We start from the raw sequence: 17,692 nt of genomic DNA on the forward strand, positions 1-17,692 counted from the left end.
GTTTTCCAAAGGGCGAAGCCCGGGACTAGCTTTCCAGTAGCGAAGCGATCCCGCTTTCCCGAGGGCGCAGCCCGTTCCTAACGGCTTTGCCGTTAGTTCATCTCACGTCCAGGAGCTGGAGCCAATACTTCACGGTTGCCGTTATGACCTGGAGCACTCACAATTCCTTGAGCTTCTAGTTGCTCAACGATACGTGCAGCTCGGTTGTAGCCTATCTTAAAGCGGCGTTGTACCCCTGATACCGAGCCACGGCGAGACTGCACAACATGCTCAACAACTTGGTCAAATAGTGGGTCCATCTCTTCCTCACCTTCCGGCTTCTCACCCGGCAAGAGTGCTTCTGGGCCTTGGTCACCATTGGTGATTTCGTCGATATAGTTTGGTTTACCGCGTGCTTTCCAGTTGTTGACGACTGCATGTACATCATCATCAGAGGCAAATGCGCCATGCACACGAACTGTATGGCTAGAACCCGGTGGGAGATAGAGCATATCACCCATACCCAGTAGCGATTCTGCGCCGCCTTGGTCAAGGATAGTGCGCGAGTCCGTTTTAGTTGATACGGTAAACGCAACACGGGTAGGAATATTCGCTTTAATCAAACCAGTAATAACATCAACAGATGGGCGTTGAGTCGCAAGGATCAAGTGAATACCAGCCGCGCGAGCTTTCTGCGCTAGACGAGCAATCAGCTCCTCGACTTTCTTGCCGACCACCATCATTAAGTCGGCAAACTCGTCGACAATCACAACAATGTAAGGCAACTTCTCAAGCAGAGGAGGATGTTCATCCATGCTGTCACCTGCTTGCCATAATGGGTCGTGTATTGGATGACCAGCCTCAGCCGCCATCTTAAGCTTATCGTTAAAGCCTTTAATGTTACGAACACCCAGAGCAGACATCAGCTTGTAGCGACGTTCCATCTCACCAACACACCAACGCAGTGCATTCGACGCGTCTTTCATGTCAGTAACCACTTCAGAGAGTAGATGTGGGATACCTTCGTACACCGATAGCTCAAGCATTTTCGGGTCAATCATGATGAAACGAACATCTTCTGGTGTTGCCTTGTAGAGCATACTCAAGATCATCACGTTTACACCCACTGACTTACCCGAGCCCGTTGTACCCGCAACAAGCACGTGTGGCATCTTAGACAAATCAGCGACCACAGCTTCACCAGCAATATCTTGGCCAAGGACAACCGTTGTTGGCGATTTGGCTTCTATAAACTGTTGACTGCCGACAACATCTGAGAAGAACACCGTCTGTCTGCTCATGTTTGGCAGCTCAAGTCCGACATAAGGTTTGCCCGGTATGACTTCAACGACACGAACCGCCATAGCTGAGAGTGAGCGAGCTAAATCCATCGATAGACCGGATATACGGCTCACTTTAACGCCAGGTGCGAGATCGAGTTCAAATCTTGTTATTACTGGCCCTGGGAAGATATCAACCACTGTTGCTTTTATCTTATAGTCCGCCAGTTTCGCTTCAACCAAGCGAGCAATATTTTCTAACGCTTCTCGGTCGATAAAGTTTTCGCGCTTTTCAGGGTGGTACAGCAACTCAAGAGTTGGCATTGGCTCAACAGGCTTTGGCAGATTCGCTTCTTGTTGCACCAAGAATGGGTTTTGCTGAGCGACGACTTTGGCTTGCGCTTCTGCAACCATATTGTGTAATGCCGCCGCATCTTCATCCGCAGGTAACGTCGACTCGACCTCCTCGGTCACAATTGCACTTTCTTCAGCAACATCAAATGATGAAATTACTGGTTCTTGATAGTCATCTTCAGGTTCAATATCCGATGAGATCTGTTCCAGTTCAGATGGATTAATCCTTGGTTGGACGATTTCTTCTTCAGTTACCTCTTCAATCCAAGGCAAATCATTAGGGTCAACCTCGGCGACTGATTCTGAAGGAACTGGCTCTGATTGGTTTGATGCAGGTGGCTCGCTGGCAACAACCTCTTCAACTTGCGGCTGAGCAAAAACATCTTCTGGCTGTTGAGGCTGCGCAACTTGAGGAAGCTCATCACCGTTCATCGCGGCGCGTTCTAGATCTTCAATAGTCGCCCCAAGATGCTTACTACGCTCAAAATCTGGCTCAACAGACTCTTCAACCACATTATTAGGGACTTCGCCTGCATAAACGGGCTCAGGGGAAATCTCAGCCACTTCTTCTGCCGTTGGTTGGGCGATTGCGTTGGCCGCTAACGCTGAGGTAGCCGCTGCTTCAGGCATATGAATGTTGTAACGACGTCGTTCTGCGCTGGTTTCTTCTATTTGCTCTACAGATTCGTTAGCTTCAAGCTTTTCTTCACTGAAGACTGGCGTCGTTTCGGTTTCATACTCATAGTTGTTGAGCTCAGCTTCTAGCGTTTCATCTTCGTGTCCGCGTATTTTGTTGATCAGGCTAGTGAACAATCGAATCGCGCCCTCACCCAACCAATCGACAATGGATAACCAAGAGATGCCAGTCAGGAGCGTGAAACCCGCTCCCCATAGAAATAGAAAGACAAGCGTGGAGCCGAGCACATTTAGAGTCGGTAGCGCAAGGCTGGTCAGTACATCGCCAATCACACCACCTGAAGAGAAATACCAGATGTCATCAAAGTTGATATCCGCTAAACCACAACTAGTCAGAATAAGAATTGTTAATCCGAGTAAACGCGTTCCCCAAAGCATAAAGTCGATTGATTCATCTTCATCACGGTTACGCAGCATTGCCCAAGCTGTACCGGTTACCACGAAAGGAATCACATACGCTAATGAGCCAAAGGTAAAAAAGAGTGTATCAGCTAGCCAAGCCCCAACTAGACCACCAGCATTATTGATCTCCCCACCCCAAGCGGTTTGAGACCATGACGGATCGGCAGCGCTAAATGTGAAAAGTGCGACTGAAAGCAAAATTGAGGCAAGAACGATTACGATCAAACTGCATTCTTGAAGGCGCTGAGGACCGCTCAGGCGGGACGGCTGAGACTCTTCTCCCGTCTTAATGATCGTTTCTACTTTATTTTTGGTCTCTTTGAACATAACCAACTTTATCTTTATAAAACACCAATCGATTCAGAAGTCATCCTGATTGGTCGGAAAAAAATAGTCCGAGCAGCTATGCTACTCGGACTATCGATTTAACCATATCAAGGGACAAAACCCAATTGCTTAAAGTCAGAATATGGAAAGCTATTAAGACTTTAAGCCAAACTCATGCTTGAATTAGCGAGTTTTGATGACCAGCTGGTTCGTTTGTTTCACTTCTTCCATAACCACGTAAGTACGTGTGTCGTTTACCCCTGGTAAGCGTAGAAGCGTATCACCCAACAATTTTCGGTAAGCACTCATGTCAGATACACGAGTCTTAAGTAGGTAGTCAAAGTCACCCGATACTAAATGACACTCTTGAATGTCATCAAGTTTCTGAACCGCTGTGTTGAACTGTTCAAACACATCTGGCGCACCACGGTTAAGTGTGATCTCTACGAATACCAAAAGCGAAGCATCTAGGTACTGCGGGTTTAGCAATGCTGTATAGCCCGTAATATAACCTTGACGCTCTAGGCGACGCACACGTTCCAAACACGGAGTTGGAGAAAGACCCACTCGTTTTGAAAGCTCTACATTCGAAATACGACCATCTTTCTGCAACTCATTAAGAATGTTGCGGTCGATGCGATCTAGATCCTTGGACGGCTTTTTATTGTTGTCTGCCATTTTTTATTCCACCTTATTACTTCCTTGCAAAAAAATATACTACAACTTTTTAATATTCAGTATCAAATTTTATCCAATCATATCTATACTAGATATTAATTCGACAGAATTACCCTACACACAGTTAATACAACTAATATAGTTTATACAACCAATATAAAATGAGGAGTCAGGATGATCATTGGCGTACCTAAGGAAATCAAAAACCACGAATACCGTGTTGGCATGATCCCAGCGAGCGTTCGCGAGCTAGTGTCTCAAGGTCACCAAGTTTTTGTTGAAACTAATGCCGGTTCAGGCATCGGTTTTTCAGACGATGATTACATCGCTGTAGGCGCATCCATTCTTCCTACCGCTGCTGACGTTTTTGCGCAAGCAGAAATGATTGTAAAGGTTAAAGAACCTCAAGCTGTCGAGCGAGCTATGCTTCGAGAAGGGCAAATTTTATTTACTTATTTGCACCTAGCACCAGATTTTCCACAAACTGAAGAGCTAATCAAGAGCAAAGCTGTCTGTATAGCATATGAGACTGTAACAGATAATATGGGTCGCTTGCCACTACTTGCTCCAATGTCTGAGGTAGCAGGTCGCATGTCTATTCAAGCAGGTGCACAAACTTTAGAGAAATCTCACGGTGGTCGTGGTCTTCTACTAGGTGGTGTACCAGGCGTTGAACCAGCAAAAGTTGTCGTTGTTGGCGGCGGTGTTGTTGGTGCTAACGCAGCTCGTATGGCTGTTGGTCTTCGCGCAGACGTAACTATCCTTGATCGCAACGTTGATACACTACGTCGTCTTGACGAAGAGTTCCAAGGTCGCGCAAAAGTGGTTTACTCTACAGAAGATGCTATTGAGAAGCATGTTCTAGAAGCTGACCTAGTGATCGGTGCAGTTCTAATCCCAGGCGCTGCAGCACCTAAACTCGTTACAAAAGAGCACATCGCTAAGATGAAGCCAGGTGCAGCAGTCGTAGACGTTGCAATCGACCAAGGTGGCTGTTTTGAAACTTCACACGCAACAACACACGCAGACCCTACTTACATCGTTGATGACGTAGTTCACTACTGTGTTGCTAACATGCCAGGCGCTGTTGCTCGTACTTCTACGTTCGCGCTAAACAACGCTACGCTACCTTACATCGTTAAGCTTGCGAACAAAGGCTACCGTGAAGCACTTCTAGCAGATAACGGCTTCCTAGAAGGTCTAAACGTAATCCACGGTAAAGTAACCTGTAAAGAAGTAGCAGAAAGCTTCGATCTAGAATACGTAGACCCAGCTGACGCTATCGCAATGTTCAACTAATGTTGAATAGTATTAAATAAGAGAAAGCGCTCACTTCGGTGGGCGTTTTTTTGTTTTGGAGAACTGGAGAACTGGAGAACTGGAGAACTGGAGAACTGGAGAACTGGAGAACTGGAGAACTGGAGAACTGGAGAACTGGAGAACTGGAGAACTGGAGAACTGGAGAACTGGAGAACTAATGTTGCCGCGCTATAGTTGAGGAGTCAACTCTAGTTTTCCAAAAGCGAAGCGCTCCCGCTCTCCATAGGGCGTAGTCCGTTCCAAAAACCCACAGGGCGCAGCCCGTTCCTTCTCTTAGAACCAACGCTCCAAAGCATTTTTATCAAGCTGACGAAAAGCGCGGTTAAGGATCTGAGCGAGCTCTTTATAACGAGGGCGGGATTTCATTGGTTCTAGCGCGCAGCCGCTTTCAACTATCTTTTGGTAGATTTCGCGATACCAGCCAGCAAGGGCAGGTGGAAGTTTCGTGTTGGCACGGTTGCCAAGCCACCACATACCCTGAATAGGCATACTGATAGCAAACAGTGCAATGATGACTGCCTGAGGCATAGATTGATAATTGTTGAACGCCATTTGAGTTAAGACACTGATTGCCGCGATCGCTGGCATCACTTTTACACCGAAACGCGTCGCTTTAATGATTCGCTGCTCTGGAAACAGCAAATTAAGCTCTTTACGCATTGGCCAAGTATCCATGTACTTTTGTCCATCTCGTAGACTATGAACTAAACCGGCTTTATTACTCATAGGGCTCTCTCACTCCAGTACAGGGTCCTAAACTAAAATTTAGTTGAAAGATTCAACTAAACGGACAAAAAATTGATGAAAGTTAATATTCTTTCAAATTTTTTTTGTTATCATTGCTTATTATCGTTATCCTTTGCGGACCCACAATCTCATTGTTGCCGTTATTTGCAATTTAAGCAACTCTTGAGACCTTTCTGCAGCGGATGCAAGAGTGGTGATTTGGATCATCACTGTCTTTTATACGGAATTCGAAGTTTTTTTGACCAAGATTAGTACGCAGCTTCTATAGCATCGTCTATTCTTGTGATTAATTTTTATCCTAACTGATTATTACAGGTAGTCACTCATGTCAAAGCTAGTTTTAGTTTTAAACTGCGGTAGTTCTTCTCTTAAATTTGCTGTTGTTGATGCAGAAAACGGTGATGAGCATCTAACAGGTCTTGCAGAATGTCTGCACCTTCCAGAAGCTCGTATCAAGTGGAAACTTGATGGTAAGCACGAAGCTCAACTAGGCGACGGCGCAGCTCACGAAGAAGCTCTAGCGTTCATGGTAGAAACTATTCTTGCTTCTAAGCCAGAGCTTTCTGAGAACCTAGCAGCAATCGGTCACCGTGTTGTACACGGCGGCGAGAAGTTCACTCAGTCTGCACTAATTACTGACGACGTGCTTAAAGGCATCGAAGACTGTGCAACACTTGCACCTCTTCACAACCCTGCTCACATCATCGGCATCAAAGCAGCACAAAAATCTTTCCCAGCACTGAAAAACGTTGCTGTGTTTGACACTGCTTTCCACCAAACAATGCCTGAAGAGTCTTACCTATACGCTCTTCCATACAACCTGTACAAAGAGCACGGTATCCGTCGTTACGGCATGCACGGTACTTCTCACCTATTTATCACTCGTGAAATTGCTAACATCCTTGGCAAACCAGTTGACGAAGTAAACATCATTAACTGTCACCTAGGTAACGGTGCTTCAGTTTGTGCTGTTAAGAACGGTAAGTCAGTAGATACTTCTATGGGTCTAACTCCACTAGAAGGTCTAGTAATGGGTACGCGTTGTGGTGACATCGATCCTGCGATCATCTTCCACCTACACGACACTCTTGGCTACTCTGTTGAGAAAATCAACAACATGCTAACTAAAGAATCTGGTCTAGCTGGCCTTACTGAAGTGACTTCTGACTGTCGTTTCGTTGAAGACAACTACGGTGAAAAAGAAGAAGCAACTCGCGCGATGGACGTATTCTGCCACCGCCTAGCGAAATACGTTGCTGGCTACACTGCATCTCTAGAAGGTCGCCTAGACGCGATCGTATTCACTGGTGGTATCGGAGAAAACTCTGGCCCTATCCGTGAAATGGTTCTAAACCGCCTAGGTATCTTCGGTATCGAAGTTGACGGTGAAGCTAACCTGAAAGCACGTTTCGGCGGCGAAGGTACTATCACGACTGAAAACAGCCGTATCCCAGCAATGGTTATCTCTACTAACGAAGAGCTAGTTATCGCTGAAGACACTGCAGAACTAGCAGGTCTTTAATTGACTTAACCGGCTGACAATCGTCAGCCGGTTTTCTAACTAAGGGGCTTAACTCCTATTCCACACAGTAAGGAATACGCAGTTAAGCTTTTATCCCAATAGCTATAGGTACTCTACGAATGTCTCGTACTATTATGCTTATCCCTGCAAGTGCTGGTGTTGGTCTTACTAGCGTAAGCATGGGTGTTCTTCGCGCAATGGAGCGCAAAGGCGTTAAAGTTTCTTTTTACAAGCCAATCTGTCAGCCACGTTCTGGCGGCGATCAACCTGATCTAACTTCAACTATCGTTGGCGCGAACAGCGATGTGAAGATCGGCCAACCAATGATGATGTCTGTTGCTGAAAGCCTAATCGGTAACGACAACATGGATGAGCTGCTTGAAACAGTGGTTGAGCGTTACAACCAAATCAACAAAGATGCGGACGTTACGCTAATCGAAGGTCTTGTACCAACTCGTAAACACCCATTTGCTAACCAAGTGAACGCAGAAATTGCTGCAACACTTGGCGCAGAGATCGTTCTTGTAGCGACTCCTGGCACAGATAACCCAGCGCAACTTAAAGAACGTATCGAAGTAGCATGTTCTAACTTCGGCGGCACTAAGAACAAAAACATCTCTGGCGTTATCATCAACAAGCTAAACGCTCCTGTTGACGAAGCGGGCCGTACTCGCCCTGACCTATCTGAAATCTTTGACGATGCGGATAGCGCGAAGCAAAACGAAATGAAAGTGATGGAAATCTTCAACACTTCTCCAATTCGTGTACTAGGTTGTGTGCCATGGAGCATCGACCTAATCGCAACGCGTGCAATCGACATGGCTGAGCACCTAAACGCTGATATTATCAACGCTGGTGACATCAACACGCGTCGTATTAAGAGCATCACATTCTGTGCACGTTCTCTGCCAAACATGATTGAGCACTTCAAACCAGGCTCTCTACTTGTAACTTCAGCAGACCGTCCAGACGTAATCGTTGCAGCGGCGCTAGCAGCAATGAACGGTGTTGAAATCGGTGCAGTACTTCTAACTGGCGGTTACGACATTCCAGAAGAAATCGCAGGCCTATGTAAGCCAGCATTTGATTCAGGTCTACCGATCTTCAAAGCTCAAGGTAACACTTGGCAGACGTCTCTAAATCTACAGAGCTTCTCTATCGAAGTACCTGCAGACGATAAAGAGCGTATCGAGTTCATCAACGAGCACGTTGCTGGCAACATCGATGGCAACTGGATCGAGTCTATGACTGAGGGTACTCAGAAGTCTCGTCGCCTAAGCCCACCAGCATTCCGTTACCAGCTAACTGAGTTCGCTCGTAAAGCAGGTAAGCGTATCGTTCTTCCTGAAGGTGACGAGCCACGTACAGTTAAAGCTGCAGCTATCTGTGCTGAGCGCGGCATCGCTGAATGTGTGCTTCTAGGTAACCCAGAAGAGATCAAACGTGTTGCAGCACAGCAAGGCGTTGAGCTAGGTGCTGGCGTAACGATCATCAACTCTGATGAAGTACGTGAAAACTACGTTGCTCGTCTAGTTGAACTACGTGGCGCGAAAGGTATGACTGAAGTTGTTGCTCGTGAGAAGCTACAAGATTCAGTATTCCTAGGCACAATGATGCTTGAGAACGACGAAGTTGACGGCCTAGTTTCTGGTGCTGTTCACACAACTGCGAACACTATCGTTCCTCCGTTCCAGATCATCAAGACTGCACCTGATGCGTCTATCGTATCTTCTGTATTCTTCATGCTACTACCTGACCAAGTATTGGTTTACGGTGACTGTGCGATCAACCCAGATCCAACTGCTGAGCAGCTAGCTGAAATTGCTATCCAATCTGCTGATTCAGCTGCTGCATTCGGTATTGAGCCACGCGTTGCAATGATCTCTTACTCTACGGGTGAGTCTGGTAAAGGTGCTGACGTAGATAAAGTACGTGAAGCAACTAAGCTTGCTCAAGAGAAACGTCCTGATCTTGTTATCGACGGCCCTCTACAGTACGACGCGGCTATCATGGAAAACGTTGCTGCTTCTAAAGCACCAAACTCTCCAGTAGCAGGTAAAGCGACTGTATTCGTATTCCCAGACCTAAACACTGGTAACACGACTTATAAAGCAGTACAACGTTCAGCTGACCTAGTGTCTATCGGTCCAATGCTTCAAGGTATGCGTAAGCCTGTAAACGATCTGTCTCGCGGTGCTCTAGTTGACGACATCGTATACACAGTGGCTCTAACTGCAATCCAAGCAGACCAAGCGGCTCAAGCAGAAGAGAAAGTAGTTAACTAATCTCTCCTATCTGAGTAAATCAAACCCTCGCACCTTGCGAGGGTTTTTTATATCTACGGTTTTCCCTATCTCGCTGATATGTCCACCTTTTCATAACTTATTGCTACACTTTAGGTTCATCGATTGAAAAGGAATTCAAATGGAGCTCAAGCTATTTTCCACTAAAGATACCGTAGAAAAGAGCGTCCTTAAGACCACCAGCTTTTTCCTCGCAATTACTGGCGCTGGCTTCACTATAGTTAACTTTTTTATTTGGGATGTACCAAAGTTTGGCTACATAGACTTTGCTTATACCCTACTTTGCTTGTTTATCTATCTGAGAATTCAATTTGGCCATTACAAACCTTGGTATTCGGCTTTATTGATCTGCGGTTTGAGCCTGATTTTGATCTATAGCTTAGCGGTGGCGAAGGGCTACTCGATACTAGTTTTCTGGACGTTTTGTATGCCGCCCGTCTTCCACATTTTATTAAATCGATATGTCGGTTCAGCGGTCACTTTCGCTTTTTTCCTTATCGTTGTCTCTATATTCCTGTCCTATCCGCCTATCGTTCATTCAACCGCACACACGACGTTTAACTTCGCGATCCCCTATATTTTGATTTGGGCTATCGCCTTTGTGCATGAAGATGTCAGAGCCAAAACACAGCAAAAGCTCAGCGATGCTGCTCTACTTGACCCTTTAACTGGCGCGAGGAATCGACTGTGCATGGAGAATGATTTCTCCCATCATCCTGAGTTTCTGAGTCATCACTACTTACTGCATATTGACCTCGACCATTTTAAACAAGTCAACGACAATTACGGTCACGCATGCGGGGATGAAGTATTGAAGTCGGTGAGTAAAGCGGTGCTTTCACTACCTAATGTTGAATATTTTTACCGCGTAGGTGGTGAGGAGTTTTGCGTTTTGCTGTGCGCAAAGAATGAAGAGCAAGCAATGGAGATGAGCGAATCAATTCGACTCGCGGTAAAGCAACTTAAAATCGACTTCAATCATCAAGAGATTCACGTCTCTTTCAGTGCGGGATTGAGAGCTTTGATCGTGGTGAACGACAGCATTCTACTCGATCAAACAATGGCAGAAACGGATCAAGCCCTATACCGAGCAAAGGCACAGGGCAGAGATCAAATCGTGTTATCAAGCACTACCAAGCAAATTTCGGCCGTGGGGTGAAGTTAAATCTAGCTCAGGACCAAGAGGAACAACTTGTGTCGGGTTAATCCCTGTGTGGCTAAAGTAGTAATGGCGTTTAATGTGGTAGAAATCGGTTGTCTCTTTGATACCGGGTACCTGATACAACTCTTTCATATAACCGTTGAGATTACCGTAATCCGCGATACGTTTCTTATTACATTTAAAATGTCCAACATAAACGGCATCAAAACGGATCAGCGTGGTAAACAAACGCCAATCGGCTTCGGTGATACTGTCACCAGCAAGGTAACGGCTTTTCGCTAGATGAGCATCCAATCTGTCTAGCGACTCAAACAGATGGTTGTAGGCTTCCTCATAGGCATCTTGGGTTGTGGCAAACCCACAGCGGTAGACGCCATTGTTAACATGGGGGTAGACATAAGCGTTCCATTCTTCAATGATTTCACGCTTCTCTTGCGGATAATAATCAGCTGTATTACCCGTGAGTTCATTAAACTCAGAGTTAAACATGCGAATGATTTCAGAAGATTCATTGCTGACGATGGTGTTATGTTTCTTATCCCAAAGTACTGGTACCGTTACGCGACCCGTGTAGTCTGGTTGGGCTTGCGTATAGATTTGGTGCATACGTGTATGACCAAACAGAGGCTCAGGCAGCCCCATTTGCCAACCTTCACCCATCATATCAGGACAAACAACCGTAACGTCGATATGCTCTTCAAGCCCTTTTAGCTTTCTAAAGATCAGAGTGCGATGAGCCCAAGGACAGGCAAGCGAGACATAAAGATGATAACGTCCTGATTCCGGCTGAAACTGAGCATCAGGTTTGTTTTCTACCCAATTTCTAAACCCGGCATCTTCGCGAACGAACTTACCATTGCTCGATTTGGTGTCGTACCACACGTCATGCCAGACGCCTTCAACTAGTTTACCCATTATTGTCTCCCAACCCACATTCTTTGAACAGTTTGAGTATAAATAAATACTCTACACAGGTGGTTAGAGACAGTTGGCTTAGTTGTTCGAATTATTTGAATAGTAGAAAGGCAGCAATACAAAAAAAGCGCGACCCCGTAAGGATGCCGCGCTTAAGCCCGTCACAGGCTGAAATTATACGCTCACGTGCAAGCAAGACACGGCATGAACGTCGTTACCTTCGATAGCTGGCTTAGTTTGCGCACACGCTTCAGTCGCCTGAGGACAACGCGTACGGAACACACAACCTGAAGGAGGACTGATTGGTGATGGAAGGTCGCCCTCTAACATCTCTATGTGCTTGTTGCGCTCAAGCTTTGGATCAGGAATCGGTACTGCAGACATCAGCGCGCGAGTGTACGGGTGCTTAGGATCCGCGAACAGGGCTTCGGCTTCACCAAGCTCAACCGCATTGCCAAGGTACATAACTAACACTCGGTCAGAGATGTGTTTCACTACCGATAAATCGTGGGCGATGAATACTAGTGATAGACCCAGTTCTTTCTGTAACTCTTTAAGTAGGTTTACAACCTGAGCTTGGATTGACACGTCTAGCGCCGATACAGGTTCATCACAGATAATCATCTTAGGCTTAAGAATCAACGCGCGAGCAATACCAATACGCTGACACTGACCACCTGAGAACTCATGAGGGTAACGGTTGATTACGTTTGGTAGTAGACCTACTTTCGCCATCATCTCTTTAACACGAGTTTTCACTTCATCTTTCGAAAGCTCTGGATAGAAAGTTTCCAAAGGTTCAGCAATGATGTCACCTACTGTCATACGCGGGTTTAGCGATGCCAAAGGATCTTGGAAAATCATTTGAATTTCTTTGCGCGTTTCACGGCGCTGGATTTCTTGCATCTTAGTCAGGTCTTGACCAAGCCACATTACGTCACCGTCAGTCGCTTCGACAAGACCAATGATTGCACGCGCGAAAGTCGATTTACCACAGCCAGACTCGCCTACTACACCTAAGGTTTCACCTTCATATAAACGGACGTTAACGCCGTCTACTGCTTTAAGGTTTGCAGGCTTTGACCAAGGCCAAGCAGATTTTGACGCGATACTAAAGTGAACTTTAAGATCTTTAACATCTAGGATTAGGTTCTTATCTACACTCATTTGCTCCAAGCCTCCCATTCAGAAAAACATGCGCGCTGACGACCATCACCAAATGGCGTCAAGATTGGCGCTTCTTGCTTACAACGATCCATTACACGGTGGCAACGCTCTTGGTAAGGGCAGCCTTGTGGTAGACGAAGTAAGTTAGGCGGGTTGCCTGGAATCGTTGGTAGAATTTCACCTTCTGTATCCAGACGAGGAATCGCTTTTAGCAGACCTTCAGCGTATGGGTGGCTTGGGTTGTAGAAGATTTCATCGACCGTACCGTATTCCATTGTACGACCAGCGTACATTACCAGTACTTTGTCACATGAACCTGCGACCACACCAAGGTCATGAGTAATCATGATAATTGCAGTGTTAAATTCCGATTTCAGCTCGTTAAGTAGATCCATGATCTGAGCTTGTACCGTTACGTCTAGCGCCGTTGTCGGCTCATCCGCAATCAACAGTTTTGGACGACACAACAGAGCCATTGCGATCATCACACGCTGACGCATACCGCCTGAAAACTCGTGCGGGTACATAGTGATACGCTTACGCGCTTCTGGAATTTTCACCGCTTCAAGCATGCGTACAGATTCTTCGAACGCTTCCGCTTTACCCATGCCTTTGTGAAGCATAAGTACTTCCATCAACTGATCACTCACCTTCATGTAAGGGTTAAGCGACGTCATTGGGTCTTGGAAGATCATTGCGATCTGTTCTGCACGTACTTTGTTGAGTGCTTTTTCTGGAAGGTTAAGAATTTCATTACCTTCGAATTTTGCGCTACCTGAGATAATACCGTTCTTTGCCAGTAGTCCCATGATAGCGAATACAGTCTGAGATTTACCTGAACCAGATTCACCTACGATACCTAGAGTCTCGCCCTGATTCAGAGAAAAATTTAAATCGTTTACTGCGGTGACGATACCATCTTGAGTGGTAAATTCGACACGCAGATCTTTGACATCTAATAAGCTCATCATTGCTTCCTTAATCTTTTTTATAGATTTTGTAATTTATTGCTTTTTGATTATCTGTCTTTTGGATCCAGCGCATCGCGCAGGCCGTCACCGACATAGTTGAAACAGAAGAGAGTCACAACCATGAATGCTGCAGGGAATGCGAGCTGCCAGATTGCTACTTCCATTGTCTGAGCACCCTCTTGCAGAAGTGCGCCCCAACTTGTCATCGGCTCCTGAACACCAAGACCAAGGAATGATAGGAATGATTCAGTCAAAATCATGCTTGGGATTAGAAGCGTTGAGTAAACCGCTACAATACCCAGTACGTTTGGCACGATGTGACGAGTGATGATTTTCCACTTGCTCACACCACAAACGTGCGCTGCTTCGATAAACTCTTTACTGCGTAAGCTAAGTGTCTGACCACGTACAATACGTGCCATATCTAGCCATGCAATCGCACCGATAGCGACGAAGATAAGAATGATGTTACGACCGAAGAAGGTTACTAGTACGATAACTAGGAACATAAACGGTACTGCGTAAAGGATCTCAAGGATACGCATCATGATTCGGTCTACTTTACCGCCAATGAAGCCAGAAGCTGCACCGTAAAGCGTACCAATCAATACCGCTACAAACGCACCCATCACGCCGACCATCAGAGAGATTCGGCCACCAATTAAGGTACGAACGTAAAGGTCACGACCTAAACTATCAGTACCAAACCAGTGCTCTGCGTTTGGACCAACGTGCATCGCGTACCAGTCAGTATCATCGTAAGTGAATGGCGCAATAGTCGGTAAAACGATTACCGCTAGCGTCATTAAGAATAGGATAAACAAGCTCACCATCGCCGCTTTGTTACGCATAAAGCGGATACGAGCGTCTTGCCATAGACTGCGACCTTCGATCTCTAAGTTTTCAGAGAACTTTTCAATCGCTTCTAGGTTTTCTTTTTTCGTTAACATAACCAAACGTCCCTGTTAGTAGCGAATTTTCGGGTCAATCATTGCAAGTAGGATATCTACAATCGCGTTGAATAGAATGAATAGGAAACCAATCAAGATGGTTACACCCATTACTAGCGAGTAGTCACGGTTAAATGCAGCATTAACGAATAGCTTACCAATACCTGGTAGACCGAAGATAGTTTCGATAACAACTGAACCTGTGATGATACCTACGAACGCAGGGCCCATGTATGAAACAACAGGAAGAAGCGCTGGTTTAAGTGCGTGCTTGATGATGATGTAACGGTAGCTTAGACCTTTCGCACGAGCGGTACGAATAAAGTTACTGTTTAATGTTTCGATCATCGAACCACGAGTGATACGTGCAAAAGTCGCGACGTAGAGTAGTGACATACCGATTACAGGTAACACTAAATATTTGAAGCCACCGTCATGCCAACCGCCTGCTGGGAATAAGTTCCAGTGCAGGGAGAATAGATAGATAAGCGCGGGTGCCAATACAAATGATGGCATCACGACCCCTAACATGGCGGTGGACATTATGGTGTAGTCGACCCAGGTATTTTGCTTCAAGGCAGCAATGGTACCGACCGTGACCCCCATAATGACCGTAAAGACAAACGCGATAAAACCAACTTTAGCCGACACTGGAAGTGCCACCGAGATCAGTTCGTTTACTGAGTAATCAAGGTACTTAAATGAAGGACCAAAATCACCTTGAATAACGTTTGTTAGGTAAGTGGTGTATTGCTCAAATACTGGCTTATCAAGCCCGTATTTGGCTTCGATGTTCGCCATAACTTCTGGCGGTAATGGACGCTCGCTCGAGAATGGGTTACCCGGTGCGAAGCGCATAAGAAAGAAAGATACGGTGATCAAAACCAACATAGTTGGGATCGCCTCAAATATCCTTTTAGCGATGAATTTAAGCATAAACTCACTCTTTCAGTCTGTGACAATTAAAAATTAAGAATCAATCAAATTTCTACGAATTTAGATTGTATAAAGGCACTGCATGTAATTTCTCACATGCAGGCCAATATTTTTATAGTTCTATCAGTTCAAGATTTACTTGATGATGTATAGATCTTTAGAGTAGATCTTCTCTTCTGGGTTGTTTGCTGGGAAGCCTCCAACCTTAGGAGAAAGTAGACGTGATTTCACGTACTGGTAGATAGGTGCGATAGGCATGTCTTTCGCTAGTAGCTTCTCAGCTTCTAGGTACAGCGCTTGACGCTCTTCTTCTGACTGAGCGGCAATCGCTTTAGTCATGATCTCGTCGTAAGCTTTGCTGTCGTAGTGAATACCGCCAGTCGTGTTGTTACTCTTCATTAGAGTTAGGAATGAAGATGCTTCGTTGTAGTCACCACACCAGCCGGCACGTGCCACTTCGAAGTCGCCTGAATCTTTAGTAGATAGGTATGTTTTCCACTCTTGGTTTTCTAGAGTAACGTCTAGGCCAAGTGTCTTCTTCCACATAGAACCTAGTGCTACAGCAACTTTCTTGTGGTTCTCAGATGTGTTGTAAAGAAGGTTAAACTTAAGTGGGTTGTCTGAACCGAAACCTGCTTCTTCAAGAAGACGAGCTGCTTCTGCATCACGCTCAGCTTGAGTCATTTGACCGTAAGCAGGCATTTCTGGATTGAATCCAGCTGTGATTTCAGGCGTTAGGAAGTAAGCTGGTTTTTGGCCTTGCGCTAGGATAGCGTCAGTAACGATGTTACGGTCGATTGCGTAAGAGATCGCCTTACGTACACGAACGTCATCAAATGGCGCTTTCTTAGTATTGAAGATGTAATAGTAAGTACATAGGTTGCCCGTTACCGATACTTCTTCTGGATGCTCTTTCTTAAGACGCTTGAAGTGCTCAACAGGTAGTTCGTAAGAGATATCGATTTCGCCTGCTAAGAAACGGTTCATTTCCGCTACCTGGTTTTCGATAGGTAGGAAAGTTACTTTGTTTAGCTTGGTGTTTGCGTTATCCCAGTACTGCTCGTTACGCTTAAGTACTAGACGCTCGTTAACAACCCAGTTGTCGACAACGAATGCACCGTTACCAACGAAGTTTTCTGGCTTAGTCCACTGGTCACCGAACTTCTCAACTGTCGCTTTATGAACAGGTTTCACTGTTGTGTGACCCATCATCATTACGAAGTAAGGAACAGCTGCGTCTAGTTCAACAACTAGAGTGTGGTCATCAACGGCTTTAACACCTAGCTCGCTCTTGTCTTTCTTGCCTGCGATGATGTCTTTCGCGTTCGCCATCTTGGTGTATTCCATGTACCAAGAGTATGGAGAAGCCGTATTTGGATCAACTGCGCGCTGGAAGCTGTATACGAAATCGCCAGCAGTTACAGGATCGCCGTTAGACCACTTTGCGTCTTTACGTAGGTGGAAGGTAAATGTTTTGTTGTCTGTTGTTTCCCAAGACTCTGCAACACCAGGGATAGTGTTACCGTCAGCATCTTGGTTCACTAGGCCTTCTAGAAGATCACGAATTACGTGAGACTCTGGTACACCTTGAGATTTGTGCGGGTCGATTGTCGCAACTTCAGTACCGTTACCACGAACAATTTCTTGTACGTCAGCAAGTTCTGTTTTCTGAGAGTCTGATTTAGCTTCAGGAGCAGGTGCTGGCTGTGCAGCTTGCTTTTCTTCTGGTTTGTCGCCACAACCAGTTAAAGCTAAAGAAAGGCCCGCGCCTATAAATAGAGCGCGTGTGATTTTGTTCTTATACATGCGTAAAACTCCAAGTTTTTCATTTGCATCCATGACTTCTTTGTACAGTACTAGAACGGACAGTGATTTAGATCTGTTTAGCTCAATTTTTAAGCATAAAAATCTAAAACCGTACAAAGATTGCGGCACACAGTATCAATCATTGAAGTAATTTGCCATAAAAATGTAGCAAAAAAT

13 protein-coding genes are annotated in these 17,692 nt (G+C 45.6%); 4 read left to right on the plus strand and 9 right to left on the minus strand.

Annotation, left to right across the window (positions count from 1 at the left end; translation table 11 throughout):
* Positions 1–92 precede the first annotated feature (92 nt).
* Both IX91_RS09555 and lrp read right to left on the minus strand, forming a co-directional pair.
* Complete coding sequence (locus IX91_RS09555; protein WP_004743166.1) at positions 93–3,038, minus strand: DNA translocase FtsK; 2,946 nt, start codon at positions 3,036–3,038, stop codon at positions 93–95.
* Positions 3,039–3,221: 183 nt separating this feature from the next.
* Positions 3,222–3,716, minus strand: coding sequence for a leucine-responsive transcriptional regulator Lrp (lrp, locus tag IX91_RS09560; RefSeq protein ID WP_004414493.1), 495 nt, complete (start codon positions 3,714–3,716; stop codon positions 3,222–3,224).
* A 174-nt stretch (positions 3,717–3,890) separates the two neighbouring features.
* Here lrp and ald point away from each other — a divergent pair, with 174 nt between their 5' ends.
* On the plus strand, positions 3,891–5,015 hold the full coding sequence (ald, locus tag IX91_RS09565; protein WP_004747491.1) for an alanine dehydrogenase: 1,125 nt from the start codon (positions 3,891–3,893) through the stop codon (positions 5,013–5,015).
* 294 nt (positions 5,016–5,309) lie between these two features.
* On the opposite strand, the gene yfbV is transcribed toward ald, so the two are convergent.
* A complete protein-coding gene (yfbV, locus tag IX91_RS09570) occupies positions 5,310–5,762 on the minus strand; it encodes a terminus macrodomain insulation protein YfbV (RefSeq protein WP_004747489.1) in 453 nt (150 codons plus the stop codon).
* Between the two features lie 346 nt (positions 5,763–6,108).
* On the opposite strand from yfbV, the gene IX91_RS09575 reads away from it, so the two are divergent.
* From IX91_RS09575 to IX91_RS09585, 3 genes are all read left to right on the plus strand, one after another.
* A complete protein-coding gene (locus IX91_RS09575; protein WP_004747487.1) occupies positions 6,109–7,305 on the plus strand; it encodes an acetate kinase in 1,197 nt (398 codons plus the stop codon).
* A 119-nt stretch (positions 7,306–7,424) separates the two neighbouring features.
* On the plus strand, positions 7,425–9,590 hold the full coding sequence (gene pta, locus IX91_RS09580; RefSeq protein WP_004747478.1) for a phosphate acetyltransferase: 2,166 nt from the start codon (positions 7,425–7,427) through the stop codon (positions 9,588–9,590).
* 139 nt (positions 9,591–9,729) lie between these two features.
* Complete coding sequence (locus tag IX91_RS09585; RefSeq protein WP_004747477.1) at positions 9,730–10,767, plus strand: GGDEF domain-containing protein; 1,038 nt, start codon at positions 9,730–9,732, stop codon at positions 10,765–10,767.
* Here IX91_RS09585 and IX91_RS09590 read toward each other — a convergent pair.
* The 6 genes from IX91_RS09590 to IX91_RS09615 form a co-directional block, all read right to left on the minus strand.
* Positions 10,732–11,685, minus strand: a complete 954-nt coding sequence (locus IX91_RS09590; RefSeq protein ID WP_004747476.1) for a glutathione S-transferase family protein — start codon at positions 11,683–11,685, stop codon at positions 10,732–10,734. The two genes, IX91_RS09585 and IX91_RS09590, sit on opposite strands and share 36 nt — an antisense overlap.
* Positions 11,686–11,859: 174 nt before the next feature.
* Positions 11,860–12,852: a murein tripeptide/oligopeptide ABC transporter ATP binding protein OppF gene (oppF, locus tag IX91_RS09595; RefSeq protein WP_004747474.1), complete on the minus strand. Its 993-nt coding sequence runs from the start codon at positions 12,850–12,852 to the stop codon at positions 11,860–11,862.
* Positions 12,849–13,820, minus strand: coding sequence for an ABC transporter ATP-binding protein (oppD, locus tag IX91_RS09600; RefSeq protein WP_004747472.1), 972 nt, complete (start codon positions 13,818–13,820; stop codon positions 12,849–12,851). Before oppD ends, oppF begins: the two co-directional genes overlap by 4 nt.
* Before the next feature lie 50 nt (positions 13,821–13,870).
* Entirely contained in the window at positions 13,871–14,773 is a 903-nt protein-coding gene (gene oppC, locus IX91_RS09605) for an oligopeptide ABC transporter permease OppC (RefSeq protein ID WP_004747469.1), read from the minus strand.
* Between the two features lie 15 nt (positions 14,774–14,788).
* Positions 14,789–15,709 carry an oligopeptide ABC transporter permease OppB gene (gene oppB / locus IX91_RS09610; protein ID WP_004747468.1) on the minus strand — a complete coding sequence of 307 codons (921 nt, stop codon included), beginning with the start codon at positions 15,707–15,709 and terminating at the stop codon, positions 14,789–14,791.
* 135 nt (positions 15,710–15,844) lie between these two features.
* On the minus strand, positions 15,845–17,515 hold the full coding sequence (locus tag IX91_RS09615) for an ABC transporter substrate-binding protein (RefSeq protein ID WP_004747466.1): 1,671 nt from the start codon (positions 17,513–17,515) through the stop codon (positions 15,845–15,847).
* Between the last annotated feature and the right edge of the window lie 177 nt (positions 17,516–17,692).

Origin of the sequence: Vibrio tubiashii ATCC 19109, from assembly GCF_000772105.1 — a bacterium.
Taxonomy (GTDB): domain Bacteria; phylum Pseudomonadota; class Gammaproteobacteria; order Enterobacterales; family Vibrionaceae; genus Vibrio; species Vibrio tubiashii.